General features: G+C 57.1%; 25 protein-coding genes. 11 read left to right on the forward strand and 14 right to left on the reverse strand.

Translation table 11 applies throughout. The annotated features are described in order from the left end of the window. The first annotated feature begins 104 nt into the window (after positions 1 to 104). Positions 105 to 872 (forward strand): transporter substrate-binding domain-containing protein, encoded by a 768-nt coding sequence (locus tag NR114_RS13080; RefSeq protein WP_046372529.1) that lies wholly within the window; start codon positions 105 to 107, stop codon positions 870 to 872. Positions 873 to 914: 42 nt separating this feature from the next. Here the strand turns inward: NR114_RS13080 and alr are convergent, their stop codons facing one another. Next, positions 915 to 1,994 (reverse strand): alanine racemase, encoded by a 1,080-nt coding sequence (gene alr, locus NR114_RS13085; RefSeq protein ID WP_020837158.1) that lies wholly within the window; start codon positions 1,992 to 1,994, stop codon positions 915 to 917. Positions 1,995 to 2,011: 17 nt separating this feature from the next. Then, positions 2,012 to 3,436 carry a replicative DNA helicase gene (dnaB, locus tag NR114_RS13090; protein WP_020837159.1) on the reverse strand — a complete coding sequence of 475 codons (1,425 nt, stop codon included), beginning with the start codon at positions 3,434 to 3,436 and terminating at the stop codon, positions 2,012 to 2,014. A gap of 180 nt (positions 3,437 to 3,616) precedes the next feature. On the opposite strand from dnaB, the gene NR114_RS13095 reads away from it, so the two are divergent. Together NR114_RS13095 and NR114_RS13100 are read left to right on the forward strand one after the other, a co-directional pair. Continuing rightward, positions 3,617 to 4,606 carry a quinone oxidoreductase gene (locus tag NR114_RS13095; RefSeq protein WP_234529166.1) on the forward strand — a complete coding sequence of 330 codons (990 nt, stop codon included), beginning with the start codon at positions 3,617 to 3,619 and terminating at the stop codon, positions 4,604 to 4,606. Positions 4,607 to 4,735: 129 nt separating this feature from the next. Next, positions 4,736 to 5,155, forward strand: coding sequence for a lysozyme inhibitor LprI family protein (locus NR114_RS13100; RefSeq protein WP_242507333.1), 420 nt, complete (start codon positions 4,736 to 4,738; stop codon positions 5,153 to 5,155). A gap of 313 nt (positions 5,156 to 5,468) precedes the next feature. Here NR114_RS13100 and pspG read toward each other — a convergent pair whose 3' ends face one another. Both pspG and dusA read right to left on the reverse strand, forming a co-directional pair. Beyond that, the gene (gene pspG, locus NR114_RS13105; protein WP_234529165.1) at positions 5,469 to 5,687 is read right to left on the reverse strand and encodes an envelope stress response protein PspG; all 219 of its coding nucleotides are present in this window, start codon (positions 5,685 to 5,687) and stop codon (positions 5,469 to 5,471) included. A gap of 159 nt (positions 5,688 to 5,846) precedes the next feature. After that, on the reverse strand, positions 5,847 to 6,857 hold the full coding sequence (gene dusA, locus NR114_RS13110; protein ID WP_048759940.1) for a tRNA dihydrouridine(20/20a) synthase DusA: 1,011 nt from the start codon (positions 6,855 to 6,857) through the stop codon (positions 5,847 to 5,849). A gap of 204 nt (positions 6,858 to 7,061) precedes the next feature. Here dusA and NR114_RS13115 point away from each other — a divergent pair, with 204 nt between their 5' ends. The 4 genes from NR114_RS13115 (at position 7,062) to zur (ending at position 9,579) form a co-directional block, all read left to right on the forward strand. Further along, a complete protein-coding gene (locus tag NR114_RS13115; RefSeq protein WP_176984395.1) occupies positions 7,062 to 7,595 on the forward strand; it encodes a tetratricopeptide repeat protein in 534 nt (177 codons plus the stop codon). Between the two features lie 42 nt (positions 7,596 to 7,637). Continuing rightward, the gene (locus NR114_RS13120) at positions 7,638 to 8,126 is read left to right on the forward strand and encodes an RNA polymerase sigma factor (protein WP_071844531.1); all 489 of its coding nucleotides are present in this window, start codon (positions 7,638 to 7,640) and stop codon (positions 8,124 to 8,126) included. Next, positions 8,123 to 8,881, forward strand: coding sequence for an anti-sigma factor (locus NR114_RS13125; protein ID WP_174574831.1), 759 nt, complete (start codon positions 8,123 to 8,125; stop codon positions 8,879 to 8,881). Before NR114_RS13120 ends, NR114_RS13125 begins: the two co-directional genes overlap by 4 nt. 185 nt (positions 8,882 to 9,066) lie before the next feature. Further along, on the forward strand, positions 9,067 to 9,579 hold the full coding sequence (zur, locus tag NR114_RS13130) for a zinc uptake transcriptional repressor Zur (RefSeq protein WP_041415728.1): 513 nt from the start codon (positions 9,067 to 9,069) through the stop codon (positions 9,577 to 9,579). Between the two features lie 105 nt (positions 9,580 to 9,684). On the opposite strand, the gene NR114_RS13135 is transcribed toward zur, so the two are convergent. The 4 genes from NR114_RS13135 to NR114_RS13150 all read right to left on the reverse strand — a co-directional run bounded on the left by NR114_RS13135 (position 9,685) and on the right by NR114_RS13150 (position 12,745). After that, positions 9,685 to 9,894 carry a CsbD family protein gene (locus tag NR114_RS13135; RefSeq protein ID WP_017894203.1) on the reverse strand — a complete coding sequence of 70 codons (210 nt, stop codon included), beginning with the start codon at positions 9,892 to 9,894 and terminating at the stop codon, positions 9,685 to 9,687. 286 nt (positions 9,895 to 10,180) lie between these two features. After that, positions 10,181 to 11,545: an MATE family efflux transporter DinF gene (gene dinF, locus NR114_RS13140; RefSeq protein ID WP_234529164.1), complete on the reverse strand. Its 1,365-nt coding sequence runs from the start codon at positions 11,543 to 11,545 to the stop codon at positions 10,181 to 10,183. A 101-nt stretch (positions 11,546 to 11,646) separates the two neighbouring features. Then, positions 11,647 to 12,255 (reverse strand): transcriptional repressor LexA, encoded by a 609-nt coding sequence (gene lexA, locus NR114_RS13145; RefSeq protein ID WP_037416119.1) that lies wholly within the window; start codon positions 12,253 to 12,255, stop codon positions 11,647 to 11,649. Between the two features lie 121 nt (positions 12,256 to 12,376). Further along, positions 12,377 to 12,745, reverse strand: coding sequence for a diacylglycerol kinase (locus NR114_RS13150; RefSeq protein WP_256814175.1), 369 nt, complete (start codon positions 12,743 to 12,745; stop codon positions 12,377 to 12,379). 148 nt (positions 12,746 to 12,893) lie between these two features. On the opposite strand from NR114_RS13150, the gene plsB reads away from it, so the two are divergent. Beyond that, complete coding sequence (gene plsB / locus NR114_RS13155) at positions 12,894 to 15,359, forward strand: glycerol-3-phosphate 1-O-acyltransferase PlsB (protein ID WP_115060665.1); 2,466 nt, start codon at positions 12,894 to 12,896, stop codon at positions 15,357 to 15,359. A gap of 60 nt (positions 15,360 to 15,419) precedes the next feature. Here plsB and ubiA read toward each other — a convergent pair whose 3' ends face one another. Both ubiA and ubiC read right to left on the reverse strand, forming a co-directional pair. Beyond that, the gene (gene ubiA, locus NR114_RS13160) at positions 15,420 to 16,313 is read right to left on the reverse strand and encodes a 4-hydroxybenzoate octaprenyltransferase (RefSeq protein ID WP_041415038.1); all 894 of its coding nucleotides are present in this window, start codon (positions 16,311 to 16,313) and stop codon (positions 15,420 to 15,422) included. Next, the gene (ubiC, locus tag NR114_RS13165; RefSeq protein ID WP_256814178.1) at positions 16,310 to 16,834 is read right to left on the reverse strand and encodes a chorismate lyase; all 525 of its coding nucleotides are present in this window, start codon (positions 16,832 to 16,834) and stop codon (positions 16,310 to 16,312) included. Before ubiC ends, ubiA begins: the two co-directional genes overlap by 4 nt. A 391-nt stretch (positions 16,835 to 17,225) precedes the next feature. On the opposite strand from ubiC, the gene NR114_RS13170 reads away from it, so the two are divergent. The 3 genes from NR114_RS13170 to NR114_RS13180 are packed head-to-tail and all read left to right on the forward strand — an operon-like array spanning position 17,226 to position 20,638. After that, a complete protein-coding gene (locus NR114_RS13170) occupies positions 17,226 to 18,608 on the forward strand; it encodes an MFS transporter (RefSeq protein ID WP_020837173.1) in 1,383 nt (460 codons plus the stop codon). Between the two features lie 22 nt (positions 18,609 to 18,630). Further along, positions 18,631 to 19,632: a LacI family DNA-binding transcriptional regulator gene (locus NR114_RS13175; RefSeq protein ID WP_020837174.1), complete on the forward strand. Its 1,002-nt coding sequence runs from the start codon at positions 18,631 to 18,633 to the stop codon at positions 19,630 to 19,632. A 22-nt stretch (positions 19,633 to 19,654) separates the two neighbouring features. Beyond that, positions 19,655 to 20,638, forward strand: a complete 984-nt coding sequence (locus NR114_RS13180) for a nucleoside hydrolase (RefSeq protein ID WP_115060668.1) — start codon at positions 19,655 to 19,657, stop codon at positions 20,636 to 20,638. 55 nt (positions 20,639 to 20,693) lie between these two features. On the opposite strand, the gene malM is transcribed toward NR114_RS13180, so the two are convergent. The 4 genes from malM to NR114_RS24245 all read right to left on the reverse strand — a co-directional run bounded on the left by malM (position 20,694) and on the right by NR114_RS24245 (position 25,090). After that, positions 20,694 to 21,596, reverse strand: coding sequence for a maltose operon protein MalM (gene malM / locus NR114_RS13185; RefSeq protein ID WP_116691095.1), 903 nt, complete (start codon positions 21,594 to 21,596; stop codon positions 20,694 to 20,696). A gap of 95 nt (positions 21,597 to 21,691) precedes the next feature. Further along, entirely contained in the window at positions 21,692 to 22,984 is a 1,293-nt protein-coding gene (locus NR114_RS13190) for a maltoporin (protein ID WP_046372520.1), read from the reverse strand. Between the two features lie 32 nt (positions 22,985 to 23,016). Further along, positions 23,017 to 24,126: a maltose/maltodextrin ABC transporter ATP-binding protein MalK gene (gene malK / locus NR114_RS13195; RefSeq protein WP_020837178.1), complete on the reverse strand. Its 1,110-nt coding sequence runs from the start codon at positions 24,124 to 24,126 to the stop codon at positions 23,017 to 23,019. Next, positions 24,119 to 25,090 carry an alpha-amylase family glycosyl hydrolase gene (locus tag NR114_RS24245; protein ID WP_020837179.1) on the reverse strand — a complete coding sequence of 324 codons (972 nt, stop codon included), beginning with the start codon at positions 25,088 to 25,090 and terminating at the stop codon, positions 24,119 to 24,121. Before NR114_RS24245 ends, malK begins: the two co-directional genes overlap by 8 nt. Positions 25,091 to 25,191: the final 101 nt, after the last annotated feature.

Raw genomic sequence — 25,191 nt, forward strand, 5'->3', positions numbered from 1 at the left:
CGTTTCCGCCTGCCAATGGCATAAAAAACGGGTAACTCGCGCAAGTCAGCAACAATGAGCGGTTAAATAGCGCATAAAACCACGAATGTATAATAAGGATGCCGATGAAAAGATTTCTCCCTCTCGCACTGCTGGTTGCCGCCGGAAGCGCCAGCGCACAATCGCATTTGGATAAGGTGATACAACAAGGCACGCTGGAAGTGTGCACCACCGGCGATTACAAACCCTATACCTTCCAAAAAGAAGACGGCAGCTACGAAGGCATTGATATCGCCATGGCGGAATCGCTGGCAAAAAGCCTGGGCGCCAAGGTGAAATGGGTGAAAACCAGTTGGAAAACCCTGACGCCGGACTTTGTCGCCGGCAAATGTGATATCGCCATGGGCGGCATCTCAGTCACCTTGCAACGTCAAAAGCAGGTGTTCTTCGCCGACCCGTTGGATACCGACGGCAAGATCCCGTTAGTGCGCTGCACCGACGTGAAGAAATACCGCACCATTGATCAGATCAATAAAGCGTCCGTGCGCCTGCTTGAGCCAGCGGGCGGCACCAACGAGGCCTTTGTCCACGCCTATCTGCCCAAGGCCAAACTGACGTTGACCCATGATAATTTGGGGATTTTCCAGCAGTTGGTCGACAAGAAAGCCGATGTGATGATTACCGACGCTTCCGAGGCGCAGTATCAGCAAAAACGCTATCCGAAGCTGTGCGCGGTCAACCCGAAAAAGCCGATGCAGTATGGCGAAAAGGCTTACATGCTGCCGCGTGACGATTTGAGCTGGAAGCTGTATGTGGATCAGTGGCTGCACCTGGCCAAGGCGACCGGTGAGTATCAAAGCATTATCGATCAGTGGTTGGCAGTGAAGAAGTAACTCAATATAACGGGGCCGCTGCCTGGCGGCCCCTCAATGGACTTATTCGCCGATATATTCCATCGCCACGCGCTGCGTCAGCTTGGTAATCAGTTCATAAGCACTGATGCCAGTGCATTCGGCGATGCGTTCGACCGGTAACTCCCGCCCCCACAGCACCACCTCATCCCCGACCTTGTCGGTCGCGTTCGGCCCCAGATCGACCGACATCATGTCCATCGACACCCGGCCCACGATCGGCACTTCACGGCCGTTGAGCCACACCGGCGTACCGGAAGGCGCGCTGCGCGGGTAACCGTCGCCGTAACCCATCGCCACCACGCCCAAGCGAGTATCACCTTCACTGACCCAGGTGCCACCGTAGCCTACGGACTCGCCGGCCTTGTGCTCACGCACCGCGATCAGGTTGGACTTGAGCGTCATCGCCGGCTGCAGATCAAACTGGCTGCCGTTGGCGTCCTCCATCGGCGAGACGCCATACAGGATAATGCCTGGGCGAACCCAGTCGTTATGCGCATCTGGCCACAGCAGGGTACCGCCGGAGGCGGCAATAGAACGCTGGCCCGGTTTACCACGGGCAAACTGTTCAAAGCACTGCATTTGTTTGAGCGTGGCATCGGAACTCGGCTCATCGGCACGGCTGAAGTGGCTCATGATATTCACCGGCTGCACCACATTGCGGCAGGCGCTGAGACGCTGATAAAACGCCTCGGCATGCTCAGGGCGGACCCCCAGACGATGCATGCCGGTATCCAGCTTCATCCACACCGGCACCGGACGCGCCAGCGTGGCCTGCTCCAGCGCTTCAAGCTGTTCGATACTGTGCACGGCGGTTTCGATGTTATTGGCCACCAGCACCGGCAGATCCTCGGCCGAGAAGAAGCCCTCGAGCATCAGGATGGGTTTGACGATGCCGCCGGAGCGCAGCTTCAACGCCTCGCCAATGCGGGCCACGCCGTAACAGTCGGCATCTTGCAGGGTGTGGGCTGTTTCCAGCAGGCCATGTCCATAAGCGTTTGCTTTCACAACGGCAATCAGGCGACTTTGCGGCGCCTGACGGCGCACCTGTTGCAGATTATGTCGCAGAGCGCGGCGGTCGATTACAGCGGTTGCCGCTTTCATTTCAGTTCCTTAGCTGATTATTCGTCATCATACTGTGGCCCCGCATAGTTATCGAAGCGCGACCACTGGCCGTTAAAGGTAAGGCGTACGGTACCGATTGGGCCGTTACGCTGCTTACCCAGAATAATTTCGGCAATCCCTTTCAGATCGCTGTTCTCGTGATAAACCTCATCACGGTAGATGAACATAATCAGGTCGGCGTCCTGCTCGATGGAGCCGGACTCACGCAGGTCGGAGTTGACCGGGCGCTTGTCGGCGCGCTGCTCCAGGCTTCGGTTCAGCTGCGACAGCGCCACCACCGGTACCTGCAGCTCTTTCGCCAGGGCTTTTAACGAGCGGGAGATCTCGGCGATTTCCAACGTTCGGTTGTCGGAGAGCGACGGCACGCGCATCAACTGCAGGTAGTCGATCATGATCAGGCTGATGCCGTCATGTTCACGGAAAATACGCCGCGCACGGGAGCGCACTTCGGTTGGCGTCAGGCCAGAGGAGTCGTCAATGTACATATTGCGCTTCTCCAGCAGGATACCCATGGTGCTGGAAATTCGCGCCCAGTCCTCATCGTCCAACTGGCCGGTACGAATACGGGTCTGATCCACACGCGACAGCGAGGCCAGCATACGCATCATGATCTGGTTGCAGGGCATTTCCAGGCTGAAAATCAGTACTGGCTTGTCCTGCGTCATCGCGGCGTGTTCGCACAGGTTCATGGCGAAAGTGGTTTTACCCATTGCAGGACGGGCGGCGACGATGATCAGATCCGATTTTTGCAAACCGGCGGTTTTCTTATTGAGATCCTGATAGCCGGTATCTACCCCGGTCACACCATCGTGCGGCTGCTGATACAGCTGCTCAATACGCGCAACGGTATCTTCCAGGATACGCTCGATCCCTTTTGGACCCTCATCTTTGCTGGCGCGGTTTTCCGCGATTTGGAATACCCGCGATTCGGCTAAATCGAGCAGATCTTCACTGCTGCGCCCCTGCGGATCGTAGCCAGCGTCAGCGATTTCATTGGCCACCGAGATCATCTCACGCACTACCGCACGTTCACGCACGATATCCGCATAAGCGCCGATGTTGGCAGCGCTTGGGGTGTTTTTCGATAATTCGGCCAGATAGGCGAAGCCACCGACAGAGTCCAGTTCGCCCCGCTGTTCCAGCGATTCGGACAGGGTGATCAAATCGATAGGCCGACTCATCTCCAGCAGGCGCTGCATCTCGGTAAAGATCAGGCGGTGCGGGCGGCTGAAGAAATCATTGGAGACCACGCGTTCCGCCACGTTATCCCAGCGTTCGTTATCCAGCATCAAACCGCCCAACACTGACTGCTCAGCCTCCAGCGAATGTGGCGGCATCTTCAGCCCTTCCATCTGGCGATCGCGGGGACGTTCTCTGGCTTCGTCTGCGTTTGTTTTGTTGGTTGGTTTTTTTCCTGCCATGAAGCGTATTCTTAATCCGGTTGCGAATGAAGGATCCTGACGCGAGAGTATACGTGATTTTTATCTGTGATTCCTGCGGCATAACCGATGCAAAAAAGGTATCAATCCGCGCGCGGACAAACTGGATCGCCAATACTAAAACGCGTAGGGTGAAATCAGACACCCACACGAGGTACTGATATGGCCAAGCGCATTCAATTCTCCGCCACCGGCGGCCCTGAAGTGTTGCAATACGTTGATTTTACCCCACCAGACCCGGCAGCCGGTGAGGTGCAGATCGAGAACAAGGCGATCGGCATCAACTATATCGACACCTACATACGCAGCGGGTTATACCCGCCCGCCAGCCTGCCAAGCGGGTTGGGCACCGAGGCGGCCGGGGTGGTCACCAAGATCGGCGCAGGAGTCAGCGCGCTGAAGCCGGGTGACCGCGTGGTTTACGCCCAGTCAACGCTCGGTGCTTACAGCGAAGTGCACAACGTCGCGCAGGAAAAAGTGGCCATCCTGCCGCACAATCTGAGTTTCGAGCAAGGGGCAGCCTCATTCCTGAAGGGGCTGACGGTGCATTACCTGCTGCGCCAAACCCATGAGGTGCAGCCGGGTGAAGTATTCCTGTTCCATGCTGCCGCAGGCGGTGTCGGGTTGATTGCCTGCCAGTGGGCCAAAGCGCTCGGGGCAAGGTTAATCGGCAGCGTCGGTTCCGACGAAAAAGCCGAGCTGGCGAAGCGTGCCGGCGCCTGGGCCACCATCAATTACCATAAGGAAGACATCGCCCAGCGCGTCGCCGAACTGACCCAGGGCGAAAAAGTCGGCGTGGTGTATGACTCTGTGGGCCAAAGCACCTGGCAAGCCTCGCTCAATAGCCTGAAGCGACGCGGGCTGATGGTGAGCTTTGGCAACGCCTCCGGCCCGGTTACCGGAGTCGATCTGGCGATGCTGAACCAGAAAGGCTCTCTGTATGTCACTCGCCCTTCCCTCAATGGCTACATCACCAGCCGCGCGGAACTGCAATTTGCCAGCAATGAGCTGTTTTCATTGATCGGCAGCGGGGCCATCAAGGTCGACGTGAAGGAAGAGCAGAAGTTTGCGCTGGCTGACGCACAACGTGCGCATCAGGTGCTGGAAAGCCGTAATACCAGCGGCTCAAGCCTGCTGATCCCTGGTCGTTGAGTTGGAAAAAAGATCGGTAAAATTAGGTATAACGTGCGGTGGTACATCGTCTAAAGGCGAAGAGTGGAATATGATCTTCCGGCAATTCATGTTGTTCAATAGGGAAATAGCTCTGAAATGAAAATAAAAATGCTGGTTACAGCGCTGGTTTTCGCCGCAGCTCCAGCGTTGGCCGCCGCAGCGCAGGCAGCGACGCCAAACGCAGAAAAAGACGCATTGATGAAATACCCTTACTCTGCCGCCTATACGCAATGTATGAGCAAACCAGATCTCAATACACCAAGTATGGCTGCCTGCATTGAAACAGAGTTCAAGCTCTGGGATGCACGCCTGAACAAGTCCTATAAGGAAGCGCTCAAGTTTAAGGCAGCCCCAAAAGCCTGGCGTGAGGCACAGCGTAACTGGCTGAAGTTCAAAGACAGCCAATGCCAGGCGCTGGTGGCAGCACCGCATGGCTCCGGCGATGCGCTGGATGCGGCTTCATGCGAACTGAACATGACCATTGAACGCACGTTGCAACTTGAAAGCGACAACTGGCCAAGATCTTAATATTGCTGGATTATCAGTAACAAAAAGGGCTCCGTAAGGAGCCCTTTTTGTTACTGCGTTTGTAGGGGTAGAGCAGAGTCCGCCAGAGACAGTGGGTTGCTTGAGCAACGCTCGTATTGGGTATTATTGTCTCTTGCGGTGATGAAATCGGTCGCATCGCTGCATCGGCAGACATCCTAACAGCCCCGAGGCGCAAAAAAAATGGCTAATGCGCCGCACCGGCCGTTTAAACGTCAAGCTGTGATCGCTGCCGCATTAAGAACGCATCTGTTGCTCGATTTTCAGCGTGACCGACTGATTATTCGACAAAAAATTAATAGCGGCGTATTGAAGGCTTCTGCATTGAACGGTAGAGCCAAACGCCAACCACCGCCAAAATCAGCCACGGCAACAGCTTAATCACCATCGCAAACAGCCCGCCAATCAGCATGAATGCCGCGGCCACCAGCAACGCCGCGAATACGCCCAGCAACGAAATGCCCGTCACCATCAGCATGACGATAAAGCCGACCAGAAAGAAGAGTTCCAACATGATTTTGCTCCTTCGCAAAACAAAGTATCTGCGAAGGTATTACAAGAAGCGTGCCAAAATGGTGAGAGGACTAAGTTATTGAAATTGAAAAAAAGGCATGCCACATCACGCAACATGCCTGGTCAAAAACACTAACTGTTAGTCAGAATTTTATCTCTATTACGCCATCTCGGTGCGCGGTAGGCGAACCAAATCCAGCGCCTGCTCAACCACGCGTGCATCGGCCCCTGGCTTATGGGCATTCTCACTCAGGTGACGGCGCCACTGACGGGCACCGGGCACGCCCTGGAACAACCCAAGGATATGGCGGGTGATATGGCCCAAATAAGTGCCCTTCGACAGCTCGCGTTCAATGTACGGATACAGCGATTCGATAATCGCGATGCTGTCCATAACGTCGCTTTGGCAGCCAAACAGTTCACTGTCGACCCGCGCCAGAATGCCCGGGTTCTGGTAGGCTTCGCGCCCCATCATCACGCCATCCAGATGCTGCAGATGCTGTTTCGCCTCTTCCAGTGTTTTCACCCCCCCGTTAATCGCCAGAGTGAGCGTCGGGAAATCCCTTTTTAACTGGTACACGCGCGGATAATCCAGCGGCGGCACTTCGCGGTTCTCTTTCGGACTCAGGCCCGACAGCCATGCCTTGCGGGCATGAATGGTAAACATGTCACATTCACCGCGCCCGGCGACGGTGGCGATGAAATCGCACAGAAACTCGTAGCTGTCCTGATCGTCAATACCAATGCGGGTTTTCACCGTCACCGGGATCGACACCACGTCGCGCATCGCCTTGATGCAGTCGGCAACCAGCGTTGCCTGCCCCATCAGGCAGGCACCGAACATGCCGTTCTGTACCCTATCCGACGGGCAACCGACGTTGAGGTTGATCTCGTCATAGCCGCGCTGCTCAGCCAGTTTGGCGCAGTGCGCCAGCGCAGCCGGGTCGCTGCCGCCCAGTTGCAGCGCCACAGGATGTTCTTCTTCGCTGTAGGCCAGATAGTCGCCCTTACCGTGGATAATCGCGCCGGTAGTCACCATCTCGGTGTACAGCAAGGTTTCCTTGGTCAACAAGCGGTGGAAGTAACGGCAATGACGATCGGTCCAGTCGAGCATCGGCGCGATGGAAAAACGATTGGCGGCGTATTTTGGGGCGTTATTGTCTGTCGTCATGCTGGGCTACTGGCTACCTGATTCTGTCTGGGGTTCAACGAACGGCATGCTGCCGCAAACGGCTATTATAACGACAATCGGCGGCGTTGGGAAAACCGCTGTGTCGCCGATAAAAAAGCACCGGCAAAAGCGAATAAAAAGAGGCTGTCAGGTGTTCTCTCTGTAAGGCCGCAGTTCTGCGTCCTTCATGATGAGGAAATAACCATGAACAGTTTCGTTAAACGCCTGCTGCTGCCAGTCATTGCCGGTTCACTGCTGTTTTCCGGTACCGCTCTGGCGATGGGCGGCGATGGCAGCGGTCAAACCACGCCAACCTGCCCCAAAGGCCAAATATACGATACGAAAACCAAAACCTGCATGGTGGATAAAAGCAGCATGGTCAGCGACAACGATCGCACGAACTATGCCTATGCGCTGGCCAAAAGCGGCCGCTATCAGGAAGCGCTGGATGTGCTGAATACCCTCAAAAATCCCAACACTGCCGTGGCGCTGAATTACCGCGGCTATGCCACCCGCAAGCTCGGCCGCACCGACGAAGGGATCGGCTACTATTTAAAATCAGTGGCGCTCGATCCGAAATACCCCAAAGTCCGCGAGTATCTGGGTGAGGCTTATATGATCAAAGGTCGTCAGGACCTGGCGAAGGAGCAGCTTAAGGTTATTCAATCGCTGTGCGGTACCGGTTGTGAAGAGTACCGAGATCTGGCGGCGGCTATCGATCATCACCCTGAATCGTAAAACCCGGAGGCAAACATCAGCAGCGACGCGATCCGCAACGAAATCGGCCAATATCTCTCCCGCCTGTGGCGCTATGGCTTGGTGCTGTCCCACCGGCGGGACGTAGCCGACGACTTGGTGCAGGCCACCTGCGTGCGGGCGTTGGAACGCGCCGCACAGTTTGCCGTGGGAACGCGTATGGACCGCTGGTTATTTTCCATTCTTCACTCCATCTGGTTGAACGAGGTCCGCTCTCAGCACATTCGCCAGGGACAGGGCTTTGTCGACGTTGAAGAACTGGCCGGTGCGGAAAACGGCGAGCAGCCGATTTGGGCCAATGAAGTGATGCAACGGGTTAATCAACTGCCGGAGGCGCAGCGCAATACGTTGTTTCTGGTGTACGTGGAGGAACTTTCTTACCGGGAAGCCGCTGAGGTGCTGGGTGTGCCCATTGGCACCATCATGAGCCGTCTGGCGGCGGCACGGCTGCGGTTGGCGAATGACAGCCTGTTGCAAACCCGTACCCCGCAGGTAAAAGGAGAACAATCATGAGTTCAGCCTACGCAACGGATGAACTGCTGGTCGCCTATCTGGATAATCAGTTGGACCCACAGCAACGCCACCGGCTGGAACAGCGTCTGGCCGGCGAACCGGCGTTGGCAGAACGCTTGTCGTTGCTGGAGCGCAGCAGCTTGCCCTTTAAGCAAGCCTTTGCGCCTTTGCTTGATGAAGCGCCGGTGCAAAGATTGCAGTCAAAATTGCCACTTATCGTCCCCTCGCCACCGCACGCTATCAGCCGCCGTGGCCTGATTGCGGCCACCGTCGCTTTTCTGGCATTGGGCATCGCAGGCGATCGCGCCTATCTGCAGCTCAGCCAACCGGATGACAACTGGCGGAGCCTGGTCGCTCAATATATGGCGTTGTACACCCCGGAAACGCTGATGGGTTTTGAAGGCTCCGCAGCGCAGATTGCCAGTCAGCTACAGCACACCGGTGATCGGCTGGGCATCGCGCTTCCTCTGTCGCAGCTGACGTTGCAAGGGGCCGAACTGAAAAACGCCCGTGTGCTGGCGTACGACGATCGCCGTATTGCTCAATTAACCTGGTTGGATGCGCGGTACGGTGTTTTGGCACTGTGTATTATCCAGCAACCGGGCAAGTCGCAGCCCGCCGAGAGCGAACAACGCCTGGGAATGAATGTGGTCTATTGGTCCGATAGCAGACACAGTTTCATGCTGATTGGCCATAACCCGGCAGTGGAAATGGTCAGATTGGCCAGTCAATTACAGCGTTCGCTGACCGCCTAAGAGCCTACGCGAAGCCATAGCCTGCGAGAACGGCACGGAACATCGTGAATATCATCACATTTCCGGCTAACAACGGGCGCTAAACCGGACGTTTAATGCGGCATATTGGCAGAAAAGTGGCCGACTCTCGGCGATTTGGCTGAAGCATGGTAAAATCGGCTTTTTTACGTACCGGGAAATTTGCCATGAACTCAAGCACCCAGGAAAAGCTGCTGGCGCAGGCTGAACAACTCTGTCAGCAACGCAATGTGCGACTGACACCGCAGCGGCTGGAAGTGTTACGCCTGATGGCACAACAGCCCGGTGCCATCAGCGCTTACGACCTGCTGGATTTGCTGCGCGTAGCCGAACCCCAGGCCAAACCCCCCACGGTTTACCGTGCATTGGATTTCCTGTTGGAACAAGGCTTTATTCATCGCGTGGAATCGGCGAACAGCTATGTGTTGTGCCATCATTTCGAACAGCCGATGCATACTTCCGCACTGTTTATTTGCGATCGCTGCGGCCAGGTGACTGAGCGCACAACCGAAGGGATCGAAGAGACGCTGCAAAAGCTGGCTAAAGAGTCAGGATTTGCCCTACGTCACAGCGTGGTAGAAGCCCATGGCCTGTGTGAGGGTTGCGTTGAGGTAGAAGCCTGCGATAGCAAACATGATTGCGGCGAACACGATCACAGCATCGCTATCAAGAAGAAATAAGAGGGTATCAGGTACCTCCCTGTACCTTCGGCCATAGCGTCAAGGGGATTGAAACGCCTGGCCATCAGCATAGTTTACGGCCGCAATCCGCTGCGGCCTATCGCACTACCAGCGATACTTGTTGTGGTCTTCCCAGGATTTCACTTCTTTCTCGGCCGCCTCTTTCTGGTAGCCGTAGCGTTCCTGAATTTTACCGACAAGCTGTTCGCGTTTCCCTTCAATGACCGTCAAATCGTCATCGGTCAGCTTGCCCCATTTTTCCTTCACTTTCCCTTTAAACTGCTTCCAGTTACCGTCGGCTTGATCTTTGTTCATAACCTCTCCGTTACCTGTGATTAGTCAGTTTTAAAAACTTGTCGCTGGGCTTAACTGAGTAATAATCATGGTCAATTGACCTAAAATGAAGGGAGTGTCATTCCAATTCATTCCGCCAGCCACATGATTAACTATAGCAACAGATATCGATAAAGAACAAAAAACCAGAATAAAAATTCAACAAAACAACAAAATGCAGTAAAACACCCGAAATAACAGTCAGTAAGCGGGACTAAATCGACGCGATAATATGTAACTCAATATGAATACAAAACATTAGTTAATTTTATGATAACGTCTCATTGTGAGCCGTTGGATCCGCGGCAAACCAGGTACCGCGCAGCCTGTGACGGTGCCAAATCCAGCCGAGCGCGATGCCGCGCAGAGAAAGAAAGACCGCCAGCGCCAGCCATAAACCATGATTGCCCAAGACGGGTACGGTCAGCAGCGTTAAACCATAGCCGGCCGCTGCCACTGCCATGCTGTTGCGCATTTCTGCTCCTCGGGTGGCGCCAATAAACATGCCGTCCAGCAAATAGCACCATACGCCCACCAATGGCAGCACCACCTGCCACGGCAGATAGTGGCTGGCCAGCGCACGCAGTTCCGGTAACGAGGTCAAGGCGGCGATAATATGCTGACCGGCAACGGCATAAACCAGGCCAAAGGCCAACGCGACCAGACAGGCTTGTCGGCAAGCCGCCCGCCACACCTTGCGCAGTTGGCTATCGTCACGCGCGCCATAGGCATGGCCAGAATGCGCTTCAACCGCGTAGGCAAAACCGTCGAGCGCATAGGCGGTAAAGGTCAGTAAGTTCATCAGCACCGCATTCACTGCCACTACTTCGCCGCCAAGCCGGGCACCGAAGATGGTCAAAGAAGCGAAGCACAGCTGCAGCAGCAGGGAACGCAGCATAATATCGCGGTTCAGCGCCAGCAAACGCCGCAGGTTACCGCGCCAGGCAGTGCGCAGCATCGGCATGGAAATGCCACGTAGGCGCATGACCCGCCAGGACAGCCATAAGCCCAGCAGCAGCGTGGCATACTCAGAAATAGCGGTCGCCGTCGCCGCACCTTGCACGTTCCAGCCCAGCCCCATCACCAGCCAGATATCCAGTACAATATTCAATAAGTTGCCGACAATCAGCAGGATCACCGGCGCACGTACGTATTGCACGCCAAGCAGCCAGCCCAGGATAACCATGTTCGCCAATGCCGCCGGCGCGCTCAACCAGCGGATCTCGAGGAATAATCGGGCCTGCTCCAGCACCGCCTCGTCGCCACCGACGATTTTCAGCGCCAGTTCGATCAGCGGATGGCGCAGCAAGACAATGGCCACACCGGCCAACGCCGCCAGCAGCAGCGGTTGCATAAAGGCGCGCGCCAATCCCTGTGGGTTTTGTGCTCCCAGAGCCTGTGCAGTCAGACCGGTGGTGCTCATACGCAGGAACAACAACAGCATGAACAGGAAGCTGGTCGCCATCGCTCCCACCGCCACACCGCCCAGATAAACAGGGCTGTCGAGGTGACCGATCACTGCGGTATCCACCAGCCCAAGCAACGGCACGGTGATATTGGAGAAGATCATGGGCAGCGCCAGGCGCCACAAGGCTTTATCGGTATCGCTGGTGAAGGCGGAGAGCAGGCGCATAGTGAAATGTTCCCGTGGCAATGCGGTTTTAATCGGTCAGAAATGACATCGCCCCAGAGCTGGGGCGATTTAAATCAAAGGGCAGCGTGCAGGCTTATGGGTTAAACCCAGTCGCCGTTGCGGATCACGCCGACCGCCAAGCCTTCAATGGTGAAGTTCTGCTGACGCAGATCAACCACAATCGGCTGGAACTCACTGTTTTCCGGTAGCAGCTCAACCACGTTACCGTGCTTTTTCAGCCGCTTGACCGTAACTTCATCTTCGATGCGCGCCACAACCACCTGGCCATTACGCACGTCCTGAGTTTTATGCACCGCCAGCAGATCACCGTCCAGAATACCGATATCACGCATCGACATGCCGTTAACCCGCAGCAGGAAATCCGCGCTCGGTTTGAACAAAGAAGGATCCACCTTGTAGTGACCTTCGATATGCTGCTGCGCCAGCAGCGGCTCACCGGCAGCCACGCGGCCAATCAGCGGTAAACCCTCTTCATCTTCCATCAGCAACCGAATGCCGCGCGAAGCGCCGGAGACGATTTCGATGACGCCTTTACGCGCCAGCGCTTTCAGATGTTCTTCTGCGGCATTTGGCGAACGGAACCCCAGACGCATGGCGATCTCGGCACGCGTCGGCGGCATGCCAGTGGACGAAATATGATCGCGAATCAGATCATAGACCTCTTGCTGTCTGGTAGTTAGTGCTTTCATTCCGCCCCCTGTTTGTTTATACAGTCTTGCTGTGAGTATATACAGGTAAGTGCGGCTTGGGAACCGAAGATTGAATAAAAATCAGGGATTAGCGACCCGGATCGCAACGAGCTTGCTCTGCTCAGACAAAGTGCTGCCACAGCACCGCGCCCCAAACAAACAGCGCAAAAATAACCGCCAGCAAAACTGCCGCCGACCCCATATCCTTGGCCCGGCCGGACAGCTCGTGATACTCGGTCCCCACCCGGTCAACAATCGCCTCAATCGCGCTGTTGAGCATCTCGACAATCATCACCAGCACCACCGACCCAATCAGTAAAATGCGCGCTATCGCACCCACGTCCAGCCAAATCGCCAGTATGATAGCCAGCACGGTCACCACCAACTCCTGGCGGAACGCCGCTTCGTGCTGCCAGGCAGCGGAAAAACCTTTATAAGAGTAGCCGGCGGCTTTAATAATACGGGTCAAGCCGGTTGCTTGGTTCGTCATGTTTTTAGTGCCTTTCGCAGAGGTAAGTCATAATTAAACAGTCTAGGCCAGGAAGCGCTCACGGCTCCCGGTTTTCCAACACCACAGATCTGCTACCCGGTTTCTGGTATGCTTGCGGCGCATTGCTAACAAGAGGCTTCACGTTGTTATGTCAGGTTGGCGTAAAATTTATTATAAACTATTGAATTTACCACTCAAATTGTTGGTAAGAAGTAAGGTTATCCCTTCAGATCCGGTCACGGAGTTAGGGTTGGATCCCTCACGGCCGATTTTGTATGTTTTACCTTATAATTCCAAGGCGGATTTACTGACGCTGCGCACCCAGTGCCTGGCGCAGGATTTGCCCGATCCTCTCGAACCGCTGGAAATAGACGGCACCGTGCTGCCCAGCCACGTGTTTATTCACGACGGCCCGCGCGTATTCCGCTACTACACGCCGAAAGAAGAGTCGGTAAAACTGTTCCACGACTATCTGGATCTGCACCGCAGTAACCCGGATCTCGATATTCAGATGCTGCCGGTTTCGGTGATGTTTGGCCGCTCTCCGGGGCGCGAAGGCCACGGTACACCGCATCTGCGCTTGCTAAATGGCGTGCAGAAATTCTTTGCCGTGCTGTGGCTCGGCCGCGATAGCTTTGTGCGCTTCTCCAATACTGTTTCGCTGCGCCGCATGGCGACCGAGCACGGTACGGACAAGATCATCGCGCAAAAGCTGGCCCGCGTAGCCCGGATGCACTTCTCGCGTCAGCGTCTGGCCGCCGTAGGCCCAAGCCTGCCGGCCCGTCAGGACCTGTTCAACAAGCTGTTGGCGTCCAAAGCGATCGAAAAAGCGGTCGAAGACGAAGCACGCAGTAAAAAAATCTCCCACGAAAAAGCCCAGCAAAATGCCATTGCATTGATGGAAGAGATTGCCGCCGACTTTTCTTACGAGACGGTGCGCCTTTCCGACCGCGTGCTGAGCTGGACCTGGAACCGCTTGTATCAGGGCATCAACGTCACCAACGCCGAACGCGTGCGTCAGCTGGCGCAGGACGGCCACGAGATCGTGTATGTGCCCTGTCACCGCAGCCACATGGACTATCTGCTGTTGTCCTATGTGTTGTACCACCAGGGCCTGGTGCCGCCGCACATTGCTGCCGGTATTAACCTCAACTTCTGGCCGGCCGGGCCGATCTTCCGCCGCCTGGGCGCGTTCTTTATCCGCCGGACCTTCAAAGGCAACAAGCTGTACTCGACGGTGTTCCGTGAATACCTCGGCGAGCTGTTTACCCGCGGTTACTCGGTCGAGTACTTTGTCGAAGGCGGGCGTTCCCGTACCGGGCGTTTGCTGGAGCCGAAGACCGGCACCCTGTCGATGACCATTCAGGCGATGCTGCGCGGCGGGGCCCGCCCTATCACGCTGGTGCCGATCTACATCGGTTACGAGCACGTGATGGAAGTGGGTACCTACGCCAAAGAGCTGCGTGGCGCCACCAAGGAAAAAGAGAGCCTGCTGCAGATGCTGCGCGGCCTGCGCAAACTGCGTAATCTCGGCCAGGGCTACGTGAACTTCGGCGACCCCCTGCCGTTGACCACCTACCTGAACCAGAATGTGCCGCAGTGGCGCGAATCGATTGACCCGATCGAATCCCAGCGCCCAAGCTGGCTGACGCCGACGGTCAACGATCTGGCGGCCAAGATTATGGTGCGCATCAACAATGCCGCAGCGGCCAACGCCATGAACCTGTGTTCCACGGCGTTACTGGCTTCTCGCCAGCGCTCGTTGACCCGCGAGCAGTTGCTTGAACAGTTGGAATGCTATCTGCAACTGATGCGCAACGTGCCTTATGCCGATGACGTTACCGTGCCGACTCAAACGCCGGATGAGTTGCTGGATCACGCGCTGAACATGAACAAGTTCGAGGTGGAGAAGGATAACATCGGCGATATCATCATTCTGCCGCGCGAGCAGGCGGTGCTGATGACCTATTACCGCAACAATATCCATCACCTGCTGGTTCTGCCGTCTCTGATTGCCACTATCGTGATGCACCATCGCCGGGTATCTCGCGCTGAACTGCTGCGCCAGATTGGTTTGATTTACCCGATGCTGAAAGCCGAGCTGTTCCTGCACAACGACAAGGAACAACTGCCGGAAGTGCTGCAACCGCTGATCGAGGAAATGATCCGTCAGCAATTGATCTGCGATAAAGGCGACGATCTGGTACTGAATCCAGCGCGCATCCGTCCGTTGCAGCTGCTGGCCGCCGGTGTCCGTGAAACCTTGCAGCGCTACGCCATCACCATGTCTATCCTCAGCGCCAACCCGAGCATTAACCGCGGTGCGCTGGAGAAAGAGAGCCGTATCATGGCACAGCGTTTATCCGTGCTGCACGGCATCAACGCACCGGAGTTCTTCGACAAAGCGGTATTCTCCACCCTGGTAGCTACGTTGCGTGAAGAAGGCTACATCAACGATATTGGCGATGCGGTGCGTGAGCACACCCTTGAGGTGTACAACATGCTGAGCGACCTGATTACTCCGGAAATCAAACTGACCATTGAAAGCGTCAGCATGCCGGCGGAAACCAACGCTCTGCCGGAAGCGATTGAACCGGAAGAGAAAGACCAGTAATACGTTGATAAAGAAAACAAAAAGGCACCCCAGGGTGCCTTTTTTACTGTCCGAACGTGGTCAACTTTGCCAGTAACTCAGCGCAATACCGATAAACAGTACCAGCCCGACGTAGTTGTTATCCAGGAACGCTTTGAAGCAGGCATCCCGTTCACGACCGGCAATTTGTTTTTGCTGATGGATAAACAGGGCTCCCGCCAGCAACAGCGACCAATAAAACGCGCCGCTCAACTGCGCCAGATAGCCCACCCACAGCATCAGCAGCAAGGTGGCGAACTGCAGCAGGCCGACGATCAGTTTGTCGTAACGGCCAAACAAAATGGCGGTGGATTTCACACCAATCTTGAGATCATCGTCGCGATCGACCATGGCATACAGCGTATCGTAAGCCACTGTCCAGCAGATATTGGCCAGCAGCAGCAGCCAGCAGCTCAGCGGCAGCGATTCGCTGACGGCGGCGTAGGCCATCGGAATGCCCCAACCAAACGCGGCGCCCAATACGAACTGCGGCAAATGAGTGACCCGCTTCATAAACGGATAGGCCCATGCCAGCGCCAACGCCGCCAGAGACAGCCAGATGGTCATCGCATTCAGCGTCAGCACCAGCGCGAACGAAATCAGCACCAGCACCACAAACAGGATCTTGGCCTCTTTTTCGCTCACCCGGCCGCTGGGCATTGGGCGTCCGGCGGTACGCTTCACATGGCCATCGACGGCGCGATCGGCATAATCATTCACCACACAGCCGGCGGCACGCATCAGGAAAACCCCGACCACAAACACCAGCAGGATAGACAACGACGGCACGCCCTTCCCCGCCAGCCACAGCGCCCACAGCGTCGGCCACAGCAACAGCAAGGTGCCAATAGGTTTATCGATGCGCATCAGATGGCTATAAGCCTGCCATTTACTTTGAATCACGCTTCCCTCCAAGGTATTTCCTCTCCTCATCATTCGGGGTCAGTACTGCCCGCGGCGTACAGCGGCGAAGCCGGTAGAAACAGTTCGGTCAGCAACAGCGGTTTACCCGCCAGCCGCAGGCGGGAACGGCGTGCCCACAGCGCATCTTGCCGACCGATATGGATGTAATCGCGAGTTAACTCGTCGCTGCTAAAAAGATAGCGCCCCAACGGCAATGTGCCCAAATCCACCAGCGCCAAATCCGGGCCGGTCAGGGTTTCCTGCGGGATCACCGTACGCCCCAGCAGCCAGGGCTGGTTGTCGCCCAACAGCACGATTTCACGCAGCCAGTATCGTGGGCTGTCAGGAAGATGGTCGGCTTCTTCGCCCAGTTGATCGCGGGTGATAAAACACTCGCGCTGCGGCTCAACGTGCACGCGCCCGCAGTGACGTTCAAAGCGGCGGGTCATGGATCCTAGCTCCATCAGCCAATCACTGACGGCGGCCGATGGCGGAGATTGTTGTGCGGATAACCACTCCAACGGCGGCAGGATGGAATCCTTATTGCCAGACATTGCTCTACTCCATGCCTGACGCCGCGCCCTGCGGCCGCGCCAGACCAGACAAACTGTTAACAGTCGACCATTGTAACGCAGAAATTCAAAAGCGGCAGGCTGATTCGTGGCGTGGCGCACAGCAAAATAACGCCAAAAAAAGCAACGCAATGTCATCTTTCTGCCATCTGTTTTCTTTACCTTCGTCCACCAGAGCGATGGGGATTCTGTGATCGCCTGCAAACTTTCGCCTCTGCCACATTGTTTTATCTACGCGCGTAGATACTCTTGTGCCGCAGCGTTGAATCGCCATCAGTCCAACACTTTGTCAGCAAACCTTCTTGCCGACACCAGGGAAACCATCTTTAACGGCGCCATTTATGGCGCATGACGAAAAGAGGATATCAATGCCATGAGCGAAACAACGCTTGCACACCAACAGGCCGCCGGCGATACGCTGGCGGCCGACGAACGCCTGGCCACCAAAGAAGGACGCGGCCAATTCTGGCGTGCCACTTTTTCCTGCTGGCTCGGCACCGCGATGGAATATGTCGATTTCGCACTGTATGGCCTGGCGGCCGGTATGGTGTTCGGCGACGTGTTCTTTCCCGAAGCCACACCGATAGTGGCGCTGTTGGCCAGCTTTGCCACTTACTCCGTCGGCTTTGTCGCCCGTCCAATCGGTGCGTTGGTCTTTGGCTGGATTGGCGATCGCAAAGGCCGCCGGGTGGTACTGCTCACCACGGTCGCGTTGATGGGCGTTTCTACCACGCTGATCGGGCTGATCCCCTCCTACGCACAAATTGGCGTTTGGGCGCCTGTCTGTCTGGTGATCCTGCGTTTTGCGCAAGGTTTCGGTGCCGGAGCGGAGCTCTCCGGCGGCGCGGTGATGCTGGCAGAATACGCACCGGCAAAACGACGCGGTCTGGTCGCTTCGATCATCGCCATCGGTTCCAACAGCGGCACCCTGCTGGCGTCGCTGGTGTGGTTGTTAGTGTTGCAGTTGGACAAAGCGGATCTTATCGCCTGGGGCTGGCGTATTCCGTTCCTTGCCAGCATCCTGATCGCCGCAGGAGCACTGTACCTGCGCCGCCACGTACGCGAAACGCCGGTGTTTGAACGCGAGCTTCAGCAAAACCGCCAGCGGATGCTGGAAAATACCCCCACCGAGCCGGATAACCGCAGTTATTTGCAGCGCACCAAAGCTTTTTGGATCATGCTTGGCCTGCGCATTGGCGAGAATGGCCCCTCCTATCTGTGTCAGGGCTTTATCGTCGGTTACGTCGCCAAGGTGCTGATGGTGGACAAATCGGTGCCCGCGCTGGCGGTGATGATCGCCTCACTGTGCGGTTTCCTGGTGATCCCCCTGGCCGGTTGGCTTTCCGATCGCTTCGGCCGTCGTATCACTTACCGCTGGTTCTGTCTGTTGCTGGTGTTGTATGCCTTCCCGGCGTTCTGGCTGCTCGACAGCCGCGAACCGGCAACCGTCATTTCAGTGATTGTGGTCGGCATGTGCATTGCGTCACTCGGCATTTTTGGGGTGCAGGCGGCCTATGGCGTGGAACTGTTCGGCGTCAAAAATCGCTATTCAAAAATGGCGTTCGCCAAGGAGCTGGGGTCGATCCTTTCCGGCGGTACCGCTCCGCTGATCGCCACCGCGTTGCTGTCCGGCTTCGGTCACTGGTGGCCTGTCGCCTGCTATTTTGTTGTAATGGCGGCCATTGGCTTAATCACCACCTTCTTTGCACCGGAAACCCGCGGCCGCGATCTAAACCTGCCGCAGGACGCGGCGTAATCAGGGCGCACAGGAACCCAACTTGGATAATCAATCCGCGCGACGCATCACCCGTGCCGACGTCGCCCGCGTAGCGGGCACCTCGGTTGCGGTCGTCAGCTACGTGATCAACAACGGACCGCGCCCGGTGGCGGAAACCACCCGTCTGCGGGTGCTGGAGGCTATTGAAAAAACCGGTTACCGACCAAACGATATCGCCCGGGCACTGGCTTCAGGCAACACCCTGACCTACGGGTTGGTGGTACCCGATATCTCCAACCCGTTTTTTGCCACCCTGGCCCAGGCGTTGCAGCGAGAGGCTTTCAGCCACGGTCGGGTACTGCTGTTGGGTGACGCCGGTGACGACCGCCAGCGCGAGCACGACCTGATTAATCATCTGCTGCGCCGTCAGGTTGACGGTCTGCTGTACACCAGCGTCGATCGCCATCCCTGGTTCGATCTGATCCGCGCATCCGGCACGCCATGCGTAATGATTGACACCATAGACAGCCATGCCGGCGTCTGCGCTATTCGCGTCGACGAGCGTGATGCGGCCTGTCAGGCAACTCGCCATCTGTTGCAGCACGGCTATCAGGACATCGGCATTTTTGTGGGCCCCTTGACCATGCTCAACGCGCAGGACCGCCTTAACGGCTGGCGTGATGCACTGAAGGAAGCGGGCATTGCGCCACGCGAAGAGTGGATATTCGAAGCGCCCTATACCCGTCAGGGGGGGTATCAGGCCAGCCAGAAAATGCTGCAAGCCCCGCGGCCGCGGGCCATATTCACCTCTAACGAACAACAGGCGCTCGGTTGCCTGTCGGCACTGGCAGAACACCGGCTTCGCGTGCCGGACGATCTGGCGATCATTTGTTTTAACGGCACCCAGCAGTCCGAGTTCAGCGTGCCACCGCTCAGTGCGGTCGAACAACCGATTGACGCCATGGCCAAGCGAGCGATCGCCATGCTGGCTGCCGGTGCTGCGCAGCCAGAGCTGCACGAATTCGCTTTCCAACTGCATATCCGCCGATCGTGCGGCTGTTAGTTTATTGATTCAGGTAACCGCTATGCGTTTGATTATTGATTGCGATCCCGGCAACGGCATTCCCGGCGCCAACGTCGATGACGGGCTGGCGCTGGCATTGGCACTGGCAGCCCGCCCGCGACTCTCACTGGAGTTGATCAGCATTGTTGCGGGCAATACGCCACGTGACGTTGGCTTTGCCGTGGCACAACATTTGCTGCAACAAACCGGCTATCAGGTGCCGATTGCCGTCGGCGCGGCGCGCGCGCTGAGCGAACCGCCAGAACCCTGGCGCGCCCACCTCGACCGCGCGATTGCCGATCCTGATCTGGCGGCACTGTGGCGCAATACGCCTTATCCACAGGCCGCAACCACACCAACGCCGAACGCCGCCGTGGCGATCGGCGAGCTGATTTGCAATAACCCCGGCGAGATCACCCTGGCGGCAATCGGCCCCCTGACCAACGTCGCCCATGCTCTGCAGCTGTACCCGCAGATGGCACAGGCGGTGAAGGAAATTGTGATCATGGGCGGAGTCTTCAACCTGGAGGGCTACATCAAGGACACCAATTTTGGTCTGGATCCGGAAGCCGCACGGCAGGTGCTGACCAGCGGTGCCAATATTACGCTCGCCCCACTGGACGTTACTACGCAAACCATGTTGACTCAGGAAAGCCTGGCGCAGATGACCCAACCGGACACGCCGCTGTGCCGCTATCTGCGAACCACCACTCAACCCTGGATCGACTATTCCCGCCATACCCGCCATCTGCCGGGTTGCTGGATCCACGATGCGCTGGTGATTGCCTGGTTGCTTGAGCCACAGTTGGTGACCACGGAGGAATATTATGTGGATGTCGCACTGGAAGGCGCTATGACGCGTGGCAGTTCTCGCCGCTGGCGTCCCGGAGGCCTGCGTCTGACGGTCGGCATGCCGGAGCCCGAAGGCAAGCCGTTGCGGGTGATGCAGCAGGTGGATAATGCCCGCCTGCTGGCGTTGATCGGCACCACCCTGGCCCACGGATGAAAAAAGGTGCGCCGGGGCGCACCAATCATCGAGCCAGCATCGACAGCGTCGGGTACTACCCCTTGCCTTTCACGCTACCAATAAAGGTTTCACGTGCTGTGGTGGAACCCAGTTTTTCAGCCTCATTCATCAGTTTCAGCGCTTTATCGATATCGCCCGCCTTCACCGCCTGTTTGATGCCGTTGTTAAAGTAAGCTTCGGTATCATTCAACATGGGTTCCGCCGGTTGAGTCGGCGCCGGAGCCGGTGCTGCTGCGACGGCGGCCGTTGATCCCACCACCACTGGCGTCGCCGCCGGTGCCGGCTGCAGCATGCCGATCATGATATTGCCGCTGCCCTGCTCTGCCGTGACCTTCAGTTTGATAGTACCGCTGGTGCTATGCCGGGCGATCGGATCCGGAATATCCGGCACCGCGTTGCCCACGCCCTGTGCATAAGCCTTGGCCGGGTTGGTCAGTTGCGTGGTTTTCGCCAGATCCTGACGGGTGGTGTACACCAGCAGATAAATTTGTTTCTGACCGAGTGCCGGGGTCAGTTTCAGCGTGCCCTCCAGCCGATCGGATGACATCGCACCCGGTGGTTGATACGGGAAGTAGCTGCTCGGGTAATAGGCCGCAGGGCGCAGGTGCTCATCCAGCACCAACACGCTCGGCGCGTAAAGTGAGTTGTTCTTGCTGATGCTGCTCAGCGTGACTTCCAGCGAACCGCGATCGGCCGGTAGCGTATAAGCGGCGATAGCGCCCTGAATGTCGCCCTGGTTGATTTGCGGGCTGACATTATCCAGTTTGATGTCCTGGCTGACCGGCGGCATCAGCGGTTGCCACGGCAGGCTTTGCAGCGTGCTGGCGCTAATGGCCGGCGCGATGGAAACATTGGCCGGCGTATCGGCATTGGCCACCAGCGGGGCGCCAAGGGTCAGAGCCAGTGACAGGCAAAGTGACAGCAGATTCTTTTTCATTGTTATACCCCATGATATCCGGCGCGGCTCAGGCAAGAGAGACGACGCCGGCGAATACAGGCTGGGGAGAGCACCTGGCCCTCCCCGTTATCTCATTACCACCAGATTTCCATCTGGGCGCCGAAGGTGACTTCGTCGTCATTGCCGCGGCTGAAGGTATGTAAGCTGGTGTCGTTGTACGCAGTGCCCGAGGTGTAACCGGCGCCGGAATCGTTATTGGCGTAGCCCCACTTCTCATCCCACTTGGCGTAGGTCGCGAATACGCGGATAGCCGGACGTGACCAGATGCTGTTGCCCGCTTGCCACTGTTGCGCCAGGGTCACTTTGTACTGACCGTTGCGATCGCCAGTGCGCTGGGATTTCACGTTGTCGTAACCGGCTTCCAGCAGGGTGCTCATGATTGGCGTCCATTTGTACATTGGACGTACGCCCACGGTGTACCAGGTGGTGCCGTTATTGTTGTCACGATCGACATCCTGGAACATACCGACGTACATCAGCGCCCATTGATCGTTGAAGTCGATGGCACCGTGGTCCAGCACGCGGATCATCTTGCCGTTGTTGTCGATGGTTGAGCCCTGGTTGCGGCCGTTGTTCTGCGAAGTCATGGAGTCGGTGGCGTACTGCACCACAAACTTGTTGTAGCCGGTCAGGATGCTCTGGGTATGTTCCGCGGTGAACATCCAGCCGTCTTTGCTGGCGCCGTCAGCTAAATGGTATCCGTCCTGAGTATTGGCGCGACCGTAGTCCACACCCAACTCCAGGGTGCCGCCCGGGTTCAACTCCAGACCGGCCAAACGCACGTCGAAGGTGTCGTTGACGGTAGGACGTTGATCCCACTCGTTATCCAGGTAACCGTAAGAGCCGCCGGATTCTGAGTTACGGGTTACGGCAGCAGACAACTTGCCGAAGCCCAGATCGATATTTTCCAGACCGGCACCTGGGCCAGAGATATCCCAGTAGTAGAAGTCAATCATGTGAACATCATGACGCTGATAGAAACGCTTACCGGCCCACATGTTGGCACCCGGCAACCATTCAATCAGGTTTTTACCCTGCACATTCACTTCACGGAAGCCTGGCGTCACGTCTTCCCAGTCGGAACGTTGTGAAACGGAGTAAGCCAGGTTGGTATCGAAGTAGAAGCTTTTATCGCCTTCTTTCCACACTTCCTGTCCCAGTTTCAGCTCGGCGTAGGTCTCGCATTCGTTGCCGAGACGGTACTTGCTGCCGGCACCGGTAGCCTGGAAGCACTGTTGCTCGCCACCACTGCCGGTCCAGCCGATGCCGGAACGGGCGTAGCCTTTAAAATCAACGGCCATCGCCTGAGTGGTAAGCACACCAGCGGCGATTGCCAGTGCCAGAGGAAGTTTGCGCAGAGTAGTCATCATTATTCTCCTGTTATACAGACTGTGATGCTTTAAACGCCCGGCTCCTGGTGCAGCCGTTTACATGCCGTACCGTCCTCACGGAACAGATGGCAACGGTGAGGCGGCAAGCCTATGGCGAATGTTGCACCTTCTTCTACCAGCACCACGTCGTTCTGGCGGTAAACCAGGTTTTGACGAATTGCCGGGATTTGGATGTGGATTTGCGTCTCGTTACCGAGTTGCTCCACCACCTGTACGTCACCCGTAAGCAGTACTTCAGAGGCATCACTGGGCAGCAGATGCTCCGGGCGAATGCCCAGAGACATGTTGGTACCGGGCTGAACGTCGGTGCCTTCCACCGGCAACCACACCAACTGGCGGTTAGGCAGCTCGACCTGGACCTGTTGCGGTTCTGCGGCGGTCACTTTGACCGGCAGGAAGTTCATTTTCGGCGAGCCGATAAAGCCGGCGACAAAGCGGTTGGCCGGATAGTGATACAGCTCCAGCGGCTTGCCGACCTGGGCGACACGCCCGGCGTCCAACACCACGATCTTGTCGGCCAGCGTCATCGCTTCCACCTGATCGTGCGTCACGTAAATCATGGTGCGCTGCAGGCGCTTGTGCAGACGCGAAATCTCAATGCGCATCTGTACCCGCAGCGCGGCGTCGAGGTTCGACAACGGTTCATCGAGCAAGAACACGTCCGGTTCCGCCACCAGCGTACGGCCGATCGCCACCCGCTGACGCTGCCCGCCGGACAGCGCTTTTGGCCGCCTGTCGAGCAGGTGAGCCAGTTGCAGCACTTCCGACACCTGATTGACCCGCTGGCTGATTTCCGCTTTCTTGGCACCGGCCAGCTTCAGGCCGAACGACATGTTGTCGGCCACCGACAGGTGCGGATACAGCGCATAGGACTGAAACACCATGCCAATGCCGCGCTCGGAAGGCGGCACCTCATTCATGCGTTTATCGCCGATCATCAGGTCGCCAGAGGTGATGTCCTCCAGCCCGGCAATCATGCGCAGCAGTGTCGATTTGCCGCAGCCCGACGGCCCGACAAACACCACAAACTCACCGTCATCTATCGTCAGATTGACGTCTTTGGAAATCACAGCTTCGCCGAAGGCCTTATAAACGCTGCGCAATGTGACGCTAGCCATGCGTTACTCCCCTGCTTTCGCAGTTAACATTTCGTGTAAAAATGGCGGACGCAAAACCCGCCAAAACCCATTGATGACCCTCTTGCTGCGCACCGTGCTGCCATGCCAGTGGCAAGGTCGCCTCAGACGGCGCGGCCGCCTGAGTATAAGGCTGCAGGTTAATCAGCGCTTCAAGGCATTGATCCTGATGGGTAATAAGTAAACGAACCACGCCGTTATGCTGGCTGACCACGCTCAGTTCGCCCTGCTGGATCACCGGCAAGCGGCGCAGCGCCAACAGAGATTGGCAGTAACGCAAGGTGGATTGGTTGTCCTGCTGCTGGCGGCTGATGGCCAGCGCGCGATGTTCGATGGCCACCTGTTGGTACCAGTGGATCTCACCGTTGGTCACCTGTTCCGGCGCTTCATGCCAGGGCATCGGCGTTTGCGCACCCAGCGGATCCTGCAGGCCGGCGGCGTGTGGCAGACCCAATTCTTCGCCCTGATACAGGCAGATGGGCGCAGGCAACATCGCCAGCAGCGTCAAAAAGGCATCAGCCGAACGCAGATTACCCTGGCCCCAATGGCTAACGACTCGCGGCTGATCCGCATCACCGGTGCTCCACAGGCTGTCTGCCAGAGTGGCGCGGCGAGCATTCAACACCTCAATCAGTTTCTCTACGCTGAAGGGCACGACCTCCAGCGCCAATGGGCTACGAAGGTACTGCTGCGACGCGGCGGCGCGACGAATGTGATGCGGCCCGTCGCAATACCACAGCGCCAGACCCTGCGCGGCGACCGCCGCCCCCTCTTGCTCCGCCAATGGCTGCGGCAGGACCAGGCCGTCTATCGACAGCTGGTTCAGGTAGGGCAGCGCCGCAATCATGCCGTGAGCATCACCCACGCCATCCCCGTTTCCATCACGGAAACTGACCGGGTGGATCCGGTACAGGGTTGGCTGAGTGACGGTAGGCATTGGCGACATAAATCCGATTCCCTGCTGCACGTGGCGATAAAATCAATGTGGCCGATAGTGCGGTAAACCCCACAAAGGGTAATCATCCGTAACAGGATTTTTCATGGGGG

This window comes from Serratia sp. Ser99, from assembly GCF_024519545.1.
In the GTDB taxonomy this organism is placed as follows: domain Bacteria; phylum Pseudomonadota; class Gammaproteobacteria; order Enterobacterales; family Enterobacteriaceae; genus Serratia; species Serratia liquefaciens.

Bases quoted from the DNA above. Each gene is read 5' to 3' on its own strand.
- NR114_RS13080 (WP_046372529.1), top strand. From the start codon at position 105: ATGAAAAGATTTCTCCCTCTCGCACTGCTGGTTGCCGCCGGAAGCGCC.
- alr (WP_020837158.1), bottom strand. From the start codon at position 1,994: ATGAAAGCGGCAACCGCTGTAATCGACCGCCGCGCTCTGCGACATAAT.
- dnaB (WP_020837159.1), bottom strand. From the start codon at position 3,436: ATGGCAGGAAAAAAACCAACCAACAAAACAAACGCAGACGAAGCCAGA.
- NR114_RS13095 (WP_234529166.1), top strand. From the start codon at position 3,617: ATGGCCAAGCGCATTCAATTCTCCGCCACCGGCGGCCCTGAAGTGTTG.
- NR114_RS13100 (WP_242507333.1), top strand. From the start codon at position 4,736: ATGCTGGTTACAGCGCTGGTTTTCGCCGCAGCTCCAGCGTTGGCCGCC.
- pspG (WP_234529165.1), bottom strand. From the start codon at position 5,687: ATGTTGGAACTCTTCTTTCTGGTCGGCTTTATCGTCATGCTGATGGTG.
- dusA (WP_048759940.1), bottom strand. From the start codon at position 6,857: ATGACGACAGACAATAACGCCCCAAAATACGCCGCCAATCGTTTTTCC.
- NR114_RS13115 (WP_176984395.1), top strand. From the start codon at position 7,062: ATGAACAGTTTCGTTAAACGCCTGCTGCTGCCAGTCATTGCCGGTTCA.
- NR114_RS13125 (WP_174574831.1), top strand. From the start codon at position 8,123: ATGAGTTCAGCCTACGCAACGGATGAACTGCTGGTCGCCTATCTGGAT.
- zur (WP_041415728.1), top strand. From the start codon at position 9,067: ATGAACTCAAGCACCCAGGAAAAGCTGCTGGCGCAGGCTGAACAACTC.
- NR114_RS13135 (WP_017894203.1), bottom strand. From the start codon at position 9,894: ATGAACAAAGATCAAGCCGACGGTAACTGGAAGCAGTTTAAAGGGAAA.
- dinF (WP_234529164.1), bottom strand. From the start codon at position 11,545: ATGCGCCTGCTCTCCGCCTTCACCAGCGATACCGATAAAGCCTTGTGG.
- lexA (WP_037416119.1), bottom strand. From the start codon at position 12,255: ATGAAAGCACTAACTACCAGACAGCAAGAGGTCTATGATCTGATTCGC.
- NR114_RS13150 (WP_256814175.1), bottom strand. From the start codon at position 12,745: ATGACGAACCAAGCAACCGGCTTGACCCGTATTATTAAAGCCGCCGGC.
- plsB (WP_115060665.1), top strand. From the start codon at position 12,894: ATGTCAGGTTGGCGTAAAATTTATTATAAACTATTGAATTTACCACTC.
- ubiA (WP_041415038.1), bottom strand. From the start codon at position 16,313: ATGATGAGGAGAGGAAATACCTTGGAGGGAAGCGTGATTCAAAGTAAA.
- ubiC (WP_256814178.1), bottom strand. From the start codon at position 16,834: ATGTCTGGCAATAAGGATTCCATCCTGCCGCCGTTGGAGTGGTTATCC.
- NR114_RS13170 (WP_020837173.1), top strand. From the start codon at position 17,226: ATGAGCGAAACAACGCTTGCACACCAACAGGCCGCCGGCGATACGCTG.
- NR114_RS13180 (WP_115060668.1), top strand. From the start codon at position 19,655: ATGCGTTTGATTATTGATTGCGATCCCGGCAACGGCATTCCCGGCGCC.
- malM (WP_116691095.1), bottom strand. From the start codon at position 21,596: ATGAAAAAGAATCTGCTGTCACTTTGCCTGTCACTGGCTCTGACCCTT.
- NR114_RS13190 (WP_046372520.1), bottom strand. From the start codon at position 22,984: ATGACTACTCTGCGCAAACTTCCTCTGGCACTGGCAATCGCCGCTGGT.
- malK (WP_020837178.1), bottom strand. From the start codon at position 24,126: ATGGCTAGCGTCACATTGCGCAGCGTTTATAAGGCCTTCGGCGAAGCT.
- NR114_RS24245 (WP_020837179.1), bottom strand. From the start codon at position 25,090: ATGTCGCCAATGCCTACCGTCACTCAGCCAACCCTGTACCGGATCCAC.